Raw genomic sequence first — 14,387 nt, forward strand, 5'->3', positions numbered from 1 at the left:
GTGTCCAGCACTCTTTGAAACGGCCGCTGGCGCTGGGTGAACAATGCCTAGACCCAAAGGATGACATTGCTCCGGGCGCCGTCACGGACGTAATCCGAAGCGCTCTCTTAAGTGGAAGTAAACACCCACTTATGGAGGCAACCCATGTCCACGCAGCACCCCGCCACGTCCCTGAAGCCCACCCGCCGGCAGGTCAACGCCGCAGTCTGGGCGGCACCGGTAATCCTCGCGGCCATCGCGGCACCCGCCGCCGCGGCATCCACCGTGCCCAATCCGCCCAGCACCTGGGACCTGAAAGTGGGCTTCAACTCCTCCACCCTGGAACTCCAGCACACCACCGGGCTGCCCATCCCCGCCGGACAGATCGTTATTGTCTCGGGACTGACGGACGTCACCGGCCTGGCCAGCACCGACACGTACTCCGTCACCATCAACGCCAAGGACGACGGAACGTACCTGGTCACCATCGTCACGCTGATCGAGCTCTACCCCACACAGTCCATCCTGGTGCCGCTGCCCGGGAAACTGTCCGGCGCTGTAGCCACGTTCATTGGCCCCGATTCCAACGACCTCAAGGCACAGAACAACACAGCCCGCGCCTGACGAACAAGGGGCGCCGCTCGGGAAACCGGCGGCGCCCCTTGCCCGTTTTTTGCTAGGCCGGGTAAATCGCAATCGAACCGGCTTTCACCACGAAGTACACAGTCATTCCGGGTGCCAGGCCCAGTTCCGCGGCGGCCTGCGGAGTCACGTCCGCTGCCAGCTGATGGGCGCCGGCGGCCCGCACCCGGATCTGGTCCCCGTGCGGCTCCAGATGGGCCACCGTGACGGGGAAACTGTTGCGCGGGCTGCCGTGCGCAGGTTCCACAAATACAGAAACGGCCGACGGCGGGAACACGGCAACGCCGTCCGCCCCGCTTGCCGCCGGGGAACCCGCCGGGAACCCCGCCTCCTGGTGGCCGAAGAATTCGAGCCCGTCCCCCGCACGCAATCCCGTGGGAATCAGGGTGCCGGTCACGAAGTTCACGCCGGACAGTCCCGCAGCAAACCGGCTGCGCGGCTGGTCCAGCACCTCACGGACCCGGCCCTCCTCAACGATCCTGCCGCCGTCGAGGATCACCACCCTGTCCGCCAGCATCAGGGCATCCAGGACGTCGTGGGTGACGATGATGGCGCCCCGCCCGGCCAGGACCTTCTTCAACAGCCGGCGCAGCAGTGGCGCGGAGGTGATGTCCAGCGCGGCCAGTGGTTCATCCAGCAGCAGCAGGTCCGGTTCCGCCGCCAGCGCCCGGGCCACGGCAACCCGCTGGGCCTGGCCGCCGGAAAGCTCGCCGGGCTTGCGCGCGGCCAGGTCCAGGGCGTCCACCGCCGCCAGCCAGTGCCGCGCCGTTTCCCTCGCCTTGGCCGCCGGAACCCCGGCGCTCCGCGGCGCAAATGCCGTGTTCTCGAGGACGCTCAGGTGCGGGAACAGCAGCGCTTCCTGGGCCAGCAGCACCGTCCCCCGGCGGTGCGGCGGCTCCCAGTGGTGCGGGCCGCCGTCGAGCTTAAACAGTGTGCGACCCGCCGACTCCGCCGTTCCGGAATCCGGCTTCAATAGCCCGGCGATCACTCCCAGCAGCGTGGATTTTCCGGCGCCATTGGGGCCCATCACCGCCACGGTCTCCCCCGGCGCGATGGCCAGCCGCACATCAAAATCCCTGGTGCGGACGGTGGCCTCAACACTGAACGTCATGACTCACGCTCCCGCTGCGGCCCTCGGTACGCGAGCGCCACCACGGCAACGGCCACGGCCAGCAGCACCAGGGAGAGGGCGACGGCGGCATCCGGGTCCGTCTCGCGCTGCAGGTAGATCTCCAACGGGAGGGTCCGGGTGACCCCCTGCAGGCTGCCGGCGAACGTGAGGGTGGCGCCGAATTCGCCCAGGCTGCGCGCGAAGCTGAGGACTGCGCCCGAGGCCAGGCCGGGCAGGACCAGCGGCAGCGTCACGCGGCGAAGCACCGTCCATGGACGCGCCCCGAGCGTGGCCGCAACGGCTTCGTAGCGCGGGCCTGCGGTGCGGAGCGCCCCTTCCAGGCTGACCACCAGGAACGGCAGTGCAACGAACGTCTGCGCAATGACGACGGCGGTGGTGGAGAACGCGATCTGCACGCCCAGGACGGTGAACGTACTGCCCAGCAGCCCTTGCCGGCCGAACGTGTAAAGGAGCGCCAGGCCGCCCACCACGGGAGGCAGCACCAGCGGCAGCAGCACCAGGGCACGCAGCAGGCGCTGGCCACGGAAGTGCGATCGTGCCAGCACCAGGGCCAGCGGCACCCCCAGGACCAGGCACAGCACGGTGCTGATGGCGGAGGTGCGCAGGCTCAGGCCCAGCGCATCCATGGACGACGGCGAGGTGACCAGCGGGATGAACCGGGGCCAGTCCACCCTGGCGATGATGGCGGCGAGCGGCAGGATGATCAGTGCTGCGGCAAGGATGGCGATGCCCAGCACCCAGCGCGGGATGCCGGTGTAGCCGGCTGTTGCCTTGGCGCGGTTGCTCATGGGCCCGGTGCTCATGGGGCAGGCGGGCCGAACCCCGCGGAGGCGAGGATCTGCTGGCCTTCAGGCCCCGCGACCAGTTGGAGGAAAGCCGCCGCTGCCGCCGGGTTGGCGGCGCCCTTCACGGCGGCGATCGGATAGCTGTTGACGGCGCCCGCACTCTCCGGGAAGTCGATGCCCTGGACCTTGTCCCCCGCGGAGCGGACGTCTGTTGCGTAGACAAGGCCGGCGTCCGCCTCCCCGGAGATGACCTTGCCCAGGACGTCCGTCACCGAGTTTTCCTCGCTGACGGGGGCCAGTGAGGTGCCGGTCTGCTGTTCGAGCTTTTCCGTGGCGGCGCCGCACGGGACCTGCCCGGCGCAGGCCACAAGCTTCAGGCCCGGCCTGGCAAGGTCCGCAAAGCTCCCGATCCCGGCAGGATTGCCGGGAGGCACCGCGATGGCCAGGGTGTTGGTGGCGAACGTTCGTGGCCCGCCTTCCACCAGGCCGGCGTCCCGCAGCCGTTCCATGGTGCGGGTATCCGCCGCGGCAAACACGTCCGCCGGCGCCCCCTGGCTGATCTGCGACGCCAGGTCCGAGGAACCCGCGAAACTGAACCTCACCTCAACCCCGGGGTGCTCCGCCTCGAAACGTTCAGCCAACTCCGTAAAGGTGCCCTTGAGGGAAGCAGCCGCGAACACGGTGAGGGAACCGCTGGGGGCTGCGGCGCCGTCGTTATTTATGCCCGACGGCGGCACTTGGTTTCCGCCTGATCCGCACCCCGTGAGGGCGGCACACAGCAGCGCCACCAGGAATACCGCTGCCGCCATGGTGCGGCGTGCGCGGGATTTCATGCGGTCCCCCGGCCTGCGGACTCGATGATCACGGTGGTGGCTTTGACGACGGCGGTGGCCACGGCGCCGGGTTCCAGGCCCAGCTCGTGGACTGCCTCGGTGCTCATGAGCGAGACCACGCGGAACGGCCCGCACTGCAGCTCCACCTGGGACATCACCGGGTCCTCCTTGATGTCCGTGACCAGGCCAATAAAGCGGTTCCGGGCCGAGCTGGCGCTGCGGGCGGGATCGTCCGGGAGCTGGGCGAGCTTCTTCGCGTGCCTGGCCAGTTCCAGGCCGTCAACGGCCTGCCTCCCTGCACTGTCCCGAAGCGGGGTGAGGGCGCCGTTTTCAGTCCAGCGGCGGACGGTATCGTCGCTGACGCCGAGGAAGCGGGCGGCCTCGGAAACGCGGATCAGTGGCATAAGGCAAGCTTAGTCCGCATTTGCGGATTATCCAGCCAGCTTCAGCCGCATCCGCGCACTGTCCCACTGAAGGCGGTCGGGGTCCGCCTTCAGGCTGATTCTCAGGAGTCCACACTCGCGTAGCGTTCCGGGAGGGCAAGCACCTGGCCAATCTGGGAGGTTCCAGCCGCCACGGCCAGGCGCACCAGGACGAACCCTGCGGCGAATACGCCGGCCAGGGCCAGGAGCACCAATGGACGCATGAACAGGGCCGTGCCCGTCAACGGGAGGATCAGCAACGCCGCACTCGCCGTCGAAATACCCGCAACCAGGAACAACGGGGACATAACTGCCTTAACCCGGGCGGCAGCCATCAGCTTCCGGGGCACACCAAGGCGGTCAAGGGCCACCAGCATGGGCGCACGGTCAAGTACGGACGATGCCTGGTTGACGCCCACCGAACACGCCACCATCAGGAATGACCCCAGCAGGGTGATCGTGACGCCGGTGTTGATGTCCCGGACCAGCAGCAACGTCTCTGCGTCGGCGCCGCTGGCATCCATTGCCTCCGCTATCGCCAGCCCCACGCCAACAAAGACCCCTACGAAGCTGGTCATGGCCACACCACCCACCTGCCGCCAGGTCTCCTTGGGGCTTTCCAGGACGGTCCTGGCGGCCAGGAGCTGCTCCGGCCGGGTGGCGCGTTTCAGCTGGCCCGTGGCCCGCAGCCGCACAACCCAAGGTCCCATAAGGTTCAGTGCCAGAAGTCCCAGCCCAAAGCAGCCGGCCATCACGGCGATGATCACCACAAATGTTCCAAAGGCACTCAGCATTCCCATGAGGACAACACCCACACCAACGACGCCGGCCGCCACCAGTCCGCGTACCCAGTGGGCGCCTTCAGCCTGCTGCCGTGTGCGGACGCCCAACGGTGACACCACCACTTTCCGCAGCCCCAGGGCAGCGCTCAGCGCCGCAAGGAGGCAAACGGCCGCGAGACACGCGAAAATCATCGGCAGGCTCAACCAGGCATGGCTGCCGATCGCACTGCCGCGGAACTCGATGAGCCCAAGGAAGGGTGCAGCAGCGGCGTACAACAGTGCTCCCGCCACGGCACCGGCAGCCGCCAGCGCCGTGGACTCAAGCACCGTCAGCCACACCACCGTGCTGCCACTGGCGCCCAGGAGGCGGAAGGAGGCCAACCGGTCATCACGACGGCGGGCGGCCAGCCTGGCGGCCGAGGCACCCAGCGTGAGAAGCGGGATCACCAGCAGGACCATGGCGATCACCGCCAGGGCCTGGTAGGTGACGGCAATGCCGTCAGTCCAGGACCAGAAGACCTGGGAGCCGCCGGCCACCGTCAGGAGCAGTGCCGTGACCATCCCAAACGCCAGAACCGGCAGTCCGGCCGTGCGCAGGTCCGTGGCGTTTCCGCGGCCAAGGAACGGTGCCAGCCGCAGTGCCACCGCCAGGCTACGCATTCGGACCACCGGCGTTTGCTGCGGCTTCGAGGGCACTGTCCGCAATGATGCGGCCGTCCCTGAGTTCCACTACCCGGCCGCAACGCGCCGCCACCTGCGGATCATGCGTGACAATCAGGACTGTCCTGCCGTTGGCGGCCGCGGAGCCCAGCAGGACATCCAGCACCTCTGCCGACGTCGTGGAATCCAGGGCTCCTGTAGGTTCATCCGCGAACAGCACCCGGGCGCCTGTCACCTGGGCGCGGGCGATGGCCACGCGCTGGACCTGGCCGCCGGAGAGTTCGCCCAGCCGGCGCTGTTCCATGCCCGCCAGCCCGAGGGCCCGCAGCCATTCGGCGGCGCCGGCCTCCGCCTCACGGCGGGCGGTGCCGTTCAGCATCAACGCCAGCGCAACATTTTCGACGGCGGTGAGCTCCGGGAGGAGCATCCCCTGCTGGAACACGAAGCCGAACTGCTCGCGGCGCAGCCTGGACAGCTCGCCGTCCCCAAGGTTCTCCAGGCGGACGGGACCGCCGCTGCCGGCGAAGGTGACCGATCCGGCGTCGGGCCGCAGGATTCCGGCCAGGCAGTGGAGCAGCGTGGACTTACCGGAACCGGAGGGGCCCACAATCGCAATGGCCTCGCCGGCCCTGGCCGCGAAGTCCACGCCGTCCAGCGCGGTGCTTCCCGGATAGTGCTTGGAGAGTTGTTGGGCGTGCAGAATGGCGTTCATGCTTCCAGTTTGTCCCGCAGGCACCGGCCGCCGCGTCAGACCAGTGGCTGAAGGTTCAGCTGCGGACTCAGCCCACGGTATGAAGCCGGCGCTCTGAAGCCGACGGCGTGCCGCCATTTCGACGGTTCCGTTCACACACGCTGATTCGGATCATCGTGCGGGGCAGGGAACCGTCGAAATGGAGCTGCGGCTACAGGCCGGCCAGGCGACGTCCGCAGCTAGACTTCCCACCATGATCTACCTTGATCCGCCGCTGTGGCCCGCGCACGGCACCCACTTTTCGCACATGGTCTCGGATTCTTCGCTGGCGGAGCTGCATGCGTTCGCGGCGGCAGCAGGAATCCCGGAACGGGCGTTCGACGGCGACCATTACGACGTCCCGGAAAGCCGCCTTCCGGAGCTGGTTGCCGCCGGAGCCATCCCGGTGGAAGGCCGGGTCCTGGTGCGGAAACTGATTGACAGTGGCCTGCGGATTTCCGCCCGGGCCCGCAATTCCTCGCTCAAGGTTCCTTTGCTCAACCGCTGGAATGATGTGCTGCCGGGCCACGATGCGCTGTTCCTGGACCTCTATGACAGGTGGGGCGAGGAGCACCGGAACTACCACGGCCGGACGCACCTGCTGGCCATCCTGGAGGCCCTTGACCTGCTGACCGGGCCGGCCGCGCCGCCCAGGACCGTTCTTCTGGCTGCCTGGTTCCACGACGCCGTCTACCTGGGCATTCCCGGCGAAGACGAGGAGGAATCGGCCCGCCTGGCGGAAGACCGGCTGCGGGAGGCCGGGTTGCCGGAGGACGAAACAGCCGAGGTGGCGCGGCTGGTCCGGGTTACCTCGGACCACAGCCCTGCACCGGATGACCGCACCGGCGCCCTCCTGTGCGACGCAGATCTGTCCATCCTGGGCAGCGAACCGGAGGCGTACGCACGCTACCTGGCGGCCGTCCGGAAAGACTACGCGCACATTGGTGACGCCGACTTCGCGGCCGGACGTGCCGCCGTCGTACGTCAGCTACTGGACCTTGACCCGCTGTTCACCACGCCGCGCGCACGCGAGCTGTGGCTGGACGCGGCCCGGCGGAATCTGTCAGGCGAGCTCTCTAGCAGCAGCGACTAGGCCTCCGGAACAGCCGTACCCGGCAGGACCCAGACGCCGGCAACCGGACCATGCGCCACCAGCCGGGCATTGATACCGGCCTCACTGCCGGCCCCGCTGCCGCCCTCAAGTGTTGGCGGGCAGGTACCGGTGTGGAAGGCCGGCCCGGCAGCGAGCGCCTGGAACTGGCCGCGGGACAGGGCCGCATCGTCCAGGGCAACCGTGCCTGCGGCCCGCGCCACAAAGACCAGCACCGACTCATGGGCGGTCTCGCGGATGAACACCAGCGCATCGCCCTCTGCATGGAGCCACCTCACTCCGCCGTCGGTCAGTGCATCATGGTACCGGCGCAGCCCGGCCAGTGCCGCGTAATGTCCTGCCAGGTCCTTCAACACCCGCTGCGGCTCATCCCACGGCATGGGCGTGCGGGAATCCTCGCCGTTCATGCCCTGCAGGCCGAACTCGTCACCGGCGAAAACCATGGGGATCCCCGGCAGCGTGAAGACCAGTACGGCAGCCAGCTCCTGTCCGCCGTCCATCAGTACGGTGGCAGCGCGGGCAGTGTCGTGGGTGTTCAGGGCGTTCATGTTATGCCGGCGCACCTGCCAGCTGAACGTTGAGGCCAGGTCCTTGTGCGTGGCCAGGAAGTCCTCCGCGCCGATCCGGTTGGGCCCGGCCAGCGGGGACCCGAAGAAGTTCACATCCGGAGCGGACCCGGCCAGCCAGGACCAAAGGGGCCGGGTGAGGTTTGAGTAGGTCATGGCGCCCTGCCAGTGTTCCCCGGTGAGGTCCGGGGACGCGTCCGAGGTGGACTCGGCGAGGAGGGCGGCGTCCGGGTTGATCTCCCGGATCCGGTCGGCGATAAGCCTGGCCACCTCGTGGTGCAGGTCCACGGCACCGAGCCTGCCGGTCATGTTGCCAACGTCAATCCGCCAGCCGTCCAAGGAGAAGGGCGGCCGGAGCCAGCGGGCCACCACCGAATCTTCAGCCAGGACAAAGCGCTCGCGCAGTTGTGCCGAGGACCAGTTGAACTTCGGCAGTGACGGGACTCCCCACCACGACTCATAGTGCGAGTGGTCCGCGGAGAAGTAGTAGTAGCCCGCTTCCTCGGAGCCGGGATCCGCCGCTGCCTTGGCGAACCATTCGTGCGCGTCACCCGAGTGGTTCGCCGTGAGGTCGCCAATAACCCGCATTCCACGGCTGTGGGCCGCTTCAACCAGGTCCACGAGCGCCTGGTCGCTGCCCAGGAGGGGATCGACGGCGTCGAAAGTCGCGGCGTCATAGCGGTGATTGGAGGTGGCCGGGAAAAAGGGTGTCAGGTAAATAAGGTTGATTCCCAGGCGCTGGAGGTGGTCCAGGCGTTCGGTGATGCCGTGCAGGTCCCCGCCGTACAGCTGAACAGAGGTCTCGGGGCCGGAGGGGATGACGGGCGTATCCCAGGTGCAGGCAACCGCCCAGTCCGGAACAGGCCGTCCGGGCACCTGGACGGAACGGGCAAACCGGTCAGGAAAAATCTGGTACATCACGGCCCGGTGCAGCCATTCCGGCGCCGGGTCAAAGGCCGTTAGCCGGAAGTCCGCGTGGTCCGAAACGTCCCGGCTGAAGAGTCCCTGGGCGTTGAGGTTCCAGTATTTTCCGCCGGCCTCCAGCAGGAATCGGTAGCGCGCCACGGGGTTGGTGGTCCGCGTTGCCGCCTCCCACCAGACCCAGCCGTCGCGTTCGCCCAGGTTCGTGGCGGCGTCATACCGCGGCTCGCCGTCCTGCACGGACCGCACCCAGACGCGTGTTGCGGTGCCCCAGGCCAACGGAATCCTGACCCGGACCTGCGCTGTGCCGCCCAGGGTTACCGACTGCGGCGCGTACAGCGCGGAGCCGTCGTGATGCGGAAGGAGGATGGCCACGGTCTAGCCCTTCACGGAGCCGGCCGTCAGGCCGCTGACAATGTATTTCTGCAGGAAGAGGAACAGCGCCATCACCGGGATCGCCGCGAGCACCGCTCCGGCGGCGAAGACACCCCAGTTTTCGGAGCGCTGCTGGGCAACGTAGGAGTACAGCCCCACGGCGAGGGTCTGGCTGTCCGGGTCCGTCAGCACAACGCTGGCGATCACGAACTCGCTGGAGATGCCGATGAACGCGAGCAGTCCCACCACGGCCAGGATGGGCGTCACCAGCCGGAGCACAATGCCGAAGAAAATCTGCACGTGGCTGGCGCCGTCGATCCTTGCCGCTTCATCCAGGCTTTGCGGCACGGTGTTGAAGAAGCCGTACATCAGGTAGGTGTTCACGCCCAGGGCGCCGCCCAGGTAGACCATGATCAGGCCCAGCTGGCTGCCCAGTCCCAGCGCCGGGATCACCTCGGAGATGCCGCTGAGCAGCAGGAAGATTGCGACGACGGCCAGCAGCTGTGGAAACATCTGCAGCAGGAGCAACGTCAGCAGGCCCACGCGCCGGCCCCTGAAGCGCATGCGGGAGAAGGCGTAGGCGGCCATCGCGCCGAGGAAGACGGTGGCTGCGGAGGTGATACCGCCCACCACCATGGTGTTCACGAACCAGCGGCCGAACGGGCGGCTGGGATCGTTGAACAGGGCCACGAAGTTCCCGGGATCGATGTTGCTGAAGAGCGCGTTGGAACCCACCAGGGTACCGCTGGAATCCAGTGCGGCGGAGAGGACGTAGAGGAGCGGGAAGACGGCGAAGATAGTGAACACCACTCCCACCACGTGCCGCCAGCCCTTGTCCTTGAACCAGGTTGTGAACCTGCGGCTGCCCGAAGGCGTTCCGGCCCGCATGGTGCCGCCGGCTGTTGTGCTTGCGGATGGGGCGGTCGCCAGCTGTGGCTTGCTCATTGGTTCACTTCCTCAAGTGCCTTGGTCTGCTTGAAGCTGATGGCCGAGATGGTGGCCACGATGATGAAGATGATGATGGCCAGTGCGCTGGCCAGGCCGTAATCTCGCCCGGTTCCCTGCCCGAAGGCCACCTTGTAGACCAGGGTGATAAGGATGTCCGTGGCTCCGATGTCCCGGTCCGTGTCCGCGAAGCGCGGACCGCCGCCGGTGAGCATGTAGATCACGTTGAAGTTGTTGAAGTTGAAGGCGAAAGAGGAAATGAGCAGCGGCGCCACGGAGACCAGGAGCAACGGCAGTTTGATGGAACCGAACACGCGCCAGGCGGAGGCACCGTCCATGCGGGCCGCTTCATCCAGCTCACCGGGCAGTGACTGCAGCGCCCCGGTGCATACCAGGAACATGTAGGGGAAGCCCAGCCAAAGGTTCACCACCAGCACGCTGATCTTGGCCAGGAACGGGTCCGTCAGCCAGCCGATGTGGGCACCGCCCAGGAGTGTCTGGTTGAGCCAGCCGAACTCCGGGTTGAGGATTCCGGACCACACCAGCCCGGAGAGGAAGGCCGGGAAGGCGTACGGGAGGATCATCAGGATCCGGTACACCTTCTTGCCGCGCAGGTCTTCACGGTTAAAGGTCATGGCCAGGAAGAGGCCCACCACGAAGGTGAGGGCAACCGAGGCCACGGCGAAGGTGAAGGTCCAGATGATCACGCCCAGCAGCGGTCCCCGGAGGCTGGAATCGGTGAAGGCACGCACGAAGTTTTCCATGCCGACGTCGATCTTCCAGCCGGTGGTCAGGGTCTCGCCGCCGGCGTTGGCGAACGCGCCCTTGCCGTTGTCCCGGTAAACGGCACCCGTCTCAGTATCAGTGAAGGTGTCCGCCGCGGCGTCGTAGCTCAGCGACGGCTTGAACTGGTAGGCGCTGCTGCCGTCAGCCGTGCGCAGCGTCCCGTCCGCCGGATCCTCGGAGACGGGAACTGTGATGTCCAGGATTTCCTGCTGGTGGGCCAGGATCTCCTGGAAGCCCAGCGTCTGGTAGCCGGGCAGGCTGTTGGCTTTTCCGGTGGAATCCTTGCCCGCATCCGGCGCGTCCTGGAGTGGTTCGCCGCTGCTGCCAAGCTGGATTGCGCCGTCAGGATCGGTGAACAGCAGGTGGAAGGTGCCGTCCTTTTCAAGGACTGTTGCCTTGTAGGCGGGAGAGTCAGGGACCCGTTTCTGGGCCGTCATCTGGATCGCTGAGATGGCATCAGCCTTGGTGCTGTTGTGCCCGTCGCCGTAGTTGGTGAAGGCGATGTAGCCGCTGAAGAACACCACCAGCACCTGGAAGACCAGGAGGAACAGCACCCCGGGCGCCAGGTACTTGGCGGGCAGCCCGCCTTTTCGCAGGTAGATCCAGTTGATGGCAAGTACGACGGCGGCGGATGCGGACAGTGCCAGCCAGGACTGGCTGAGGAACAGCATCATCAGGATGTAGACGGCCAGCGCGTCCACCAGGCCAAGGAGCACGATCTTGACCACTATCCCCTTGAGGGAATCGCTGCCGTGGGCCACTTTGGTCCGGCGGTTCCCGGGGCGGACCGGTTCCGTGGGGGAAGGCCCTGCGGCGGGGGCCTGTGGATGCGTGAGTGTTTTGGGCATGGCGGTCTTCGATCCTTGGCAGTGATGCGGGTTGGAGCTGCGCGTGGCCGGACAGTGGAGCGGTGCAGCACTGTCCGGCCACGCGGGGCCGGCGGGTGGCCGGCGGGTGGCCGGTGGACGGCCGGTGGCTGCGTCAGCCGCCGATCTTGGTCTTGATGCTGGCGGCCATCTTGGTCCATGCCTCGGCGGGATCCACTTCACCCTTGATGATGGACAGTTCCGTTGCTCCCCAGTCAGCCCAGACGGCACTCATTTCCGGGATCGCGGGCATCGGCACGCCCGTGGCGCCGATCTTGCCGAAGGCCGCAACGACGGGATCGCTGGCTGCCTTGTCGAAGGAGGCCTTCAGCGCCGGCGGGCGTCCGCCGGCGGTGTACATGGAGTCCTGGGCAGCCTCGGAGGTGAGGTAGTTCGTGACGAACTCGCTGGTTGCCAGGGCGTTGGCGCTCTTGGCGCTGATGAAGAAGCCGTTGACGCCGATGAACGGCTGGGCGGGAGAGTCACCTGTGGTGGGCAGCGCGTCCACGGCGAACTTGATGCCCTTCTTCTGGACGTCCGGGACGTTCCACGGGCCGGTGAGGAAGTACGGGGACTCGCCGGCCAGGAACTTCTCCTTGGCGATGTCTCCGGTGATGTTGGAGTTGAGGATCTTCTCCCCCGCGTCACCCCAGGTGGCGAGCTTCTTGGCGAATTCGACGCCGGCCGCGTCGCCGATCAGGAGCTGCTTGGCGTCGTATCCGCCGTCGGCTGCCTTACCAAAAACCTGCGAACCCATGGAGGCCTGCAGCGGGTACACGTGGTATGGATCCGCCTGCTTGGGATCCAGGCCCACCAGGAACGGGAAGGCGGCCTTGCCCTCTGCAACGGCCTGCTTGCCGTTGGCGATTACCTCGTCAAAGGTGGCGGCTTCGGCCGGAACAATGTCCGTGTTCCGCAGCAGGGCGATGTTCTCGATGGAGTACGGCACGCCATACATGGAGCCGTTGAACGTCATGGCGTTGACGGAGGAGTCCTGGAAGGCGGACTTCTTGTCGCCGATTTCGATCGGGGCGATCACGCCGTTCTGGACGAACTTGCCGATCCAGTCATGCGGGCCCACTATCAGGTCCGGGCCCTTGCCAGTGGGGACCTGGGTGATGAAATCATCGCGGACCGCCGCGAAGTCCTTGACCACCAGTTTGACCTCGACACCGGTCTCGGCCTTGAACTTCTCGGTGATGTCCTTCAGCGCGGGTGAGCGTTCGGCGTCAACCCACATGGTGATGGTGCCGGCTCCGGATGCCTTGAGGTCCGGCTTGGCGGCTGCAGTGCCGGAACCAGTGGGCGCAGCCCCGCCGCATGCACTCAGGGCGAGGGCAGCAACGAGGGAAACGGCGCCGGTGGCAAAGACGCGGCGGCTGGTCCGGGTCTCGAGGGTTTTGTGCACCTTCATTGGTGTACCTTCCTGATTTTTGCGTCCACATTGAGGATCCACACGGACCCCGTGGCTTCGGTGATGTGGCTCACAAGACTGCAAGCGCTTCCAAAGGTACACGCCGATCCGGATGTTGTGAAGCTGAGAACCCCCGCTGGACATTGCAGATAAAGGAAGTATCCTCTTGGAAGCGTTTGCAAATCGCCACCCGCGCCAGATTTTCCTGCCTTCCCACCGGCTCTGCCGCCCCGCGCCGCAACCCCACCGAACGCCTGCCGACCTTCCGCCGAACGCCTCGTGGCAAGGCCCCCTTACGCGTAGCAGAACGCGGGTGCGCCGCCCATCCACTAGGCTCGGGAGAGGCCGTCCGCCCCTGGATTGCGGCTGGAATTCAAGGAAGGAGCGGCCATGACCGGCATCAAGGACGTTGCCGAGCGGGCCGGGCTCTCGGTGGCCACCGTGTCACGGGCGCTCAGCGGAAAAGGCAACGTGTCGCCGTCGAGCCGTGAACGCGCACGCGCCGCTGCCGCCGAACTCGGATTCGTCCTCTCCTACCATGCTTCCAGCCTCGCCTCCGGCCGGAGCCGGAACGTAGGCCTGGTGGTGCCCTCGGTGCACCGGTGGTTCTTCTCCGCACTGATCGAGGGCGTCTCGTCCTCCCTGCTGCAGGCGGGGTATGACCTCACCCTGTACAACATCGGCGGAGACCATGAGCAGCGGCAACGCGTGTTCAGCGACTTCCTGCTGCGCAAGCGTGTGGACGCCGTGATTGCCGTGTCCGTAGAGCTGGCTGAGGAGGAAATCCAGAAGCTGCTGGCCGTACACCGCCCCATTGTTGGCATTGGCGGGCCGCTGCCTGGCGCTTCCACCATCAGGATTGACGATTCCGGAATCGCGGAATCAGCTACCCGGCACCTCCTGGGCCTGGGCCATACCAGGATCGCCCACATGACGGGAGAGGAATTCTATGAACAGGACTTCCAGCTGCCCGGATCCCGGCGAAGCGGTTTCGAAAAAGCCATGAGCGACGCCGGCCTCCCGGTGCATCCTGCCTGGGTGGTGACGGCAGACTTCACGGTGGAGGGCGCGTACGCCAGCGCACGGCGGATGCTGGCGAGCGCTCCGGAACGGCCCACCGCGGTGTTCGCCGCCTCCGACGAGATGGCCATTGGAACCATCCTCGCTGCCCGGGACTTTGGCCTGCGGGTTCCCCAGGAGCTGTCCGTGATCGGCATCGACGGTCACGACCTCGGGGAGATCTTCGGCCTCACCACCATCGACCAGGACGTCAAGGGCCAGGGTGCGCTGGCGGTCCGCAAGGTGGTGGCCGCCATTGACAGTAACCCGCCTCCGGAGCCCGATGACACCCAGCACCCCACCACTTTTGTGGTGCGGTCCAGCACGGCAGTGCCCGCGCCAGGATCCGGTCGCTAGCACGTCTTTCTGCAAGCGCTTC

General features: G+C 66.8%; 13 protein-coding genes. 3 read left to right on the forward strand and 10 right to left on the reverse strand.

Annotated elements, in window-relative coordinates; all coding sequences use genetic code 11:
* The first annotated feature begins 144 nt into the window (after positions 1-144).
* Complete coding sequence (locus ACPJW8_RS15710) at positions 145-603, forward strand: hypothetical protein (protein ID WP_330187074.1); 459 nt, start codon at positions 145-147, stop codon at positions 601-603.
* Between the two features lie 52 nt (positions 604-655).
* Here the strand turns inward: ACPJW8_RS15710 and ACPJW8_RS15715 are convergent, their stop codons facing one another.
* The 6 genes from ACPJW8_RS15715 to ACPJW8_RS15740 form a co-directional block, all read right to left on the reverse strand.
* Positions 656-1,732, reverse strand: coding sequence for a sulfate/molybdate ABC transporter ATP-binding protein (locus tag ACPJW8_RS15715; RefSeq protein WP_330187073.1), 1,077 nt, complete (start codon positions 1,730-1,732; stop codon positions 656-658).
* The gene (locus ACPJW8_RS15720) at positions 1,729-2,541 is read right to left on the reverse strand and encodes an ABC transporter permease (RefSeq protein ID WP_330187072.1); all 813 of its coding nucleotides are present in this window, start codon (positions 2,539-2,541) and stop codon (positions 1,729-1,731) included. The genes ACPJW8_RS15715 and ACPJW8_RS15720 overlap by 4 nt, the downstream gene beginning before the upstream one ends.
* 11 nt (positions 2,542-2,552) lie before the next feature.
* The gene (gene modA, locus ACPJW8_RS15725; RefSeq protein WP_330187071.1) at positions 2,553-3,371 is read right to left on the reverse strand and encodes a molybdate ABC transporter substrate-binding protein; all 819 of its coding nucleotides are present in this window, start codon (positions 3,369-3,371) and stop codon (positions 2,553-2,555) included.
* Positions 3,368-3,775, reverse strand: a complete 408-nt coding sequence (locus tag ACPJW8_RS15730; protein ID WP_330187070.1) for a TOBE domain-containing protein — start codon at positions 3,773-3,775, stop codon at positions 3,368-3,370. Before ACPJW8_RS15730 ends, modA begins: the two co-directional genes overlap by 4 nt.
* Before the next feature lie 101 nt (positions 3,776-3,876).
* Positions 3,877-5,235: an FtsX-like permease family protein gene (locus tag ACPJW8_RS15735; RefSeq protein ID WP_330187069.1), complete on the reverse strand. Its 1,359-nt coding sequence runs from the start codon at positions 5,233-5,235 to the stop codon at positions 3,877-3,879.
* The gene (locus ACPJW8_RS15740; RefSeq protein WP_330187068.1) at positions 5,228-5,947 is read right to left on the reverse strand and encodes an ABC transporter ATP-binding protein; all 720 of its coding nucleotides are present in this window, start codon (positions 5,945-5,947) and stop codon (positions 5,228-5,230) included. The genes ACPJW8_RS15735 and ACPJW8_RS15740 overlap by 8 nt, the downstream gene beginning before the upstream one ends.
* Before the next feature lie 232 nt (positions 5,948-6,179).
* On the opposite strand from ACPJW8_RS15740, the gene ACPJW8_RS15745 reads away from it, so the two are divergent.
* On the forward strand, positions 6,180-7,058 hold the full coding sequence (locus ACPJW8_RS15745) for a DUF4031 domain-containing protein (protein ID WP_425256363.1): 879 nt from the start codon (positions 6,180-6,182) through the stop codon (positions 7,056-7,058).
* Here ACPJW8_RS15745 and ACPJW8_RS15750 read toward each other — a convergent pair.
* From ACPJW8_RS15750 to ACPJW8_RS15765, 4 genes are all read right to left on the reverse strand, one after another.
* Complete coding sequence (locus ACPJW8_RS15750) at positions 7,055-8,938, reverse strand: glycoside hydrolase family 13 protein (RefSeq protein ID WP_330187066.1); 1,884 nt, start codon at positions 8,936-8,938, stop codon at positions 7,055-7,057. The genes ACPJW8_RS15745 and ACPJW8_RS15750 overlap by 4 nt on opposite strands.
* Before the next feature lie 3 nt (positions 8,939-8,941).
* Complete coding sequence (locus ACPJW8_RS15755; RefSeq protein ID WP_425256364.1) at positions 8,942-9,883, reverse strand: sugar ABC transporter permease; 942 nt, start codon at positions 9,881-9,883, stop codon at positions 8,942-8,944.
* Positions 9,880-11,517, reverse strand: coding sequence for an ABC transporter permease subunit (locus ACPJW8_RS15760; protein ID WP_330187065.1), 1,638 nt, complete (start codon positions 11,515-11,517; stop codon positions 9,880-9,882). The genes ACPJW8_RS15755 and ACPJW8_RS15760 overlap by 4 nt, the downstream gene beginning before the upstream one ends.
* Before the next feature lie 133 nt (positions 11,518-11,650).
* Positions 11,651-12,949, reverse strand: a complete 1,299-nt coding sequence (locus ACPJW8_RS15765; protein ID WP_330187064.1) for a maltose ABC transporter substrate-binding protein — start codon at positions 12,947-12,949, stop codon at positions 11,651-11,653.
* 390 nt (positions 12,950-13,339) lie between these two features.
* Here ACPJW8_RS15765 and ACPJW8_RS15770 point away from each other — a divergent pair, with 390 nt between their 5' ends.
* Positions 13,340-14,365, forward strand: a complete 1,026-nt coding sequence (locus ACPJW8_RS15770; protein WP_330187063.1) for a LacI family DNA-binding transcriptional regulator — start codon at positions 13,340-13,342, stop codon at positions 14,363-14,365.
* The last annotated feature ends 22 nt before the right edge of the window (positions 14,366-14,387 follow it).

This window comes from Pseudarthrobacter sp. J47, assembly GCF_049810315.1.
In the GTDB taxonomy this organism is placed as follows: domain Bacteria; phylum Actinomycetota; class Actinomycetes; order Actinomycetales; family Micrococcaceae; genus Arthrobacter.

What these genes read in the sequence shown, in the direction of transcription:
- ACPJW8_RS15730 (WP_330187070.1), bottom strand. Translation starts at nt 3,775, where the DNA reads ATGCCACTGATCCGCGTTTCCGAGGCCGCCCGCTTCCTCGGCGTCAGC.
- modA (WP_330187071.1), bottom strand. Translation starts at nt 3,371, where the DNA reads ATGAAATCCCGCGCACGCCGCACCATGGCGGCAGCGGTATTCCTGGTG.
- ACPJW8_RS15745 (WP_425256363.1), top strand. Translation starts at nt 6,180, where the DNA reads ATGATCTACCTTGATCCGCCGCTGTGGCCCGCGCACGGCACCCACTTT.
- ACPJW8_RS15710 (WP_330187074.1), top strand. Translation starts at nt 145, where the DNA reads ATGTCCACGCAGCACCCCGCCACGTCCCTGAAGCCCACCCGCCGGCAG.
- ACPJW8_RS15770 (WP_330187063.1), top strand. Translation starts at nt 13,340, where the DNA reads ATGACCGGCATCAAGGACGTTGCCGAGCGGGCCGGGCTCTCGGTGGCC.
- ACPJW8_RS15740 (WP_330187068.1), bottom strand. Translation starts at nt 5,947, where the DNA reads ATGAACGCCATTCTGCACGCCCAACAACTCTCCAAGCACTATCCGGGA.
- ACPJW8_RS15715 (WP_330187073.1), bottom strand. Translation starts at nt 1,732, where the DNA reads ATGACGTTCAGTGTTGAGGCCACCGTCCGCACCAGGGATTTTGATGTG.
- ACPJW8_RS15720 (WP_330187072.1), bottom strand. Translation starts at nt 2,541, where the DNA reads ATGAGCAACCGCGCCAAGGCAACAGCCGGCTACACCGGCATCCCGCGC.
- ACPJW8_RS15760 (WP_330187065.1), bottom strand. Translation starts at nt 11,517, where the DNA reads ATGCCCAAAACACTCACGCATCCACAGGCCCCCGCCGCAGGGCCTTCC.
- ACPJW8_RS15735 (WP_330187069.1), bottom strand. Translation starts at nt 5,235, where the DNA reads ATGCGTAGCCTGGCGGTGGCACTGCGGCTGGCACCGTTCCTTGGCCGC.
- ACPJW8_RS15755 (WP_425256364.1), bottom strand. Translation starts at nt 9,883, where the DNA reads ATGAGCAAGCCACAGCTGGCGACCGCCCCATCCGCAAGCACAACAGCC.
- ACPJW8_RS15765 (WP_330187064.1), bottom strand. Translation starts at nt 12,949, where the DNA reads ATGAAGGTGCACAAAACCCTCGAGACCCGGACCAGCCGCCGCGTCTTT.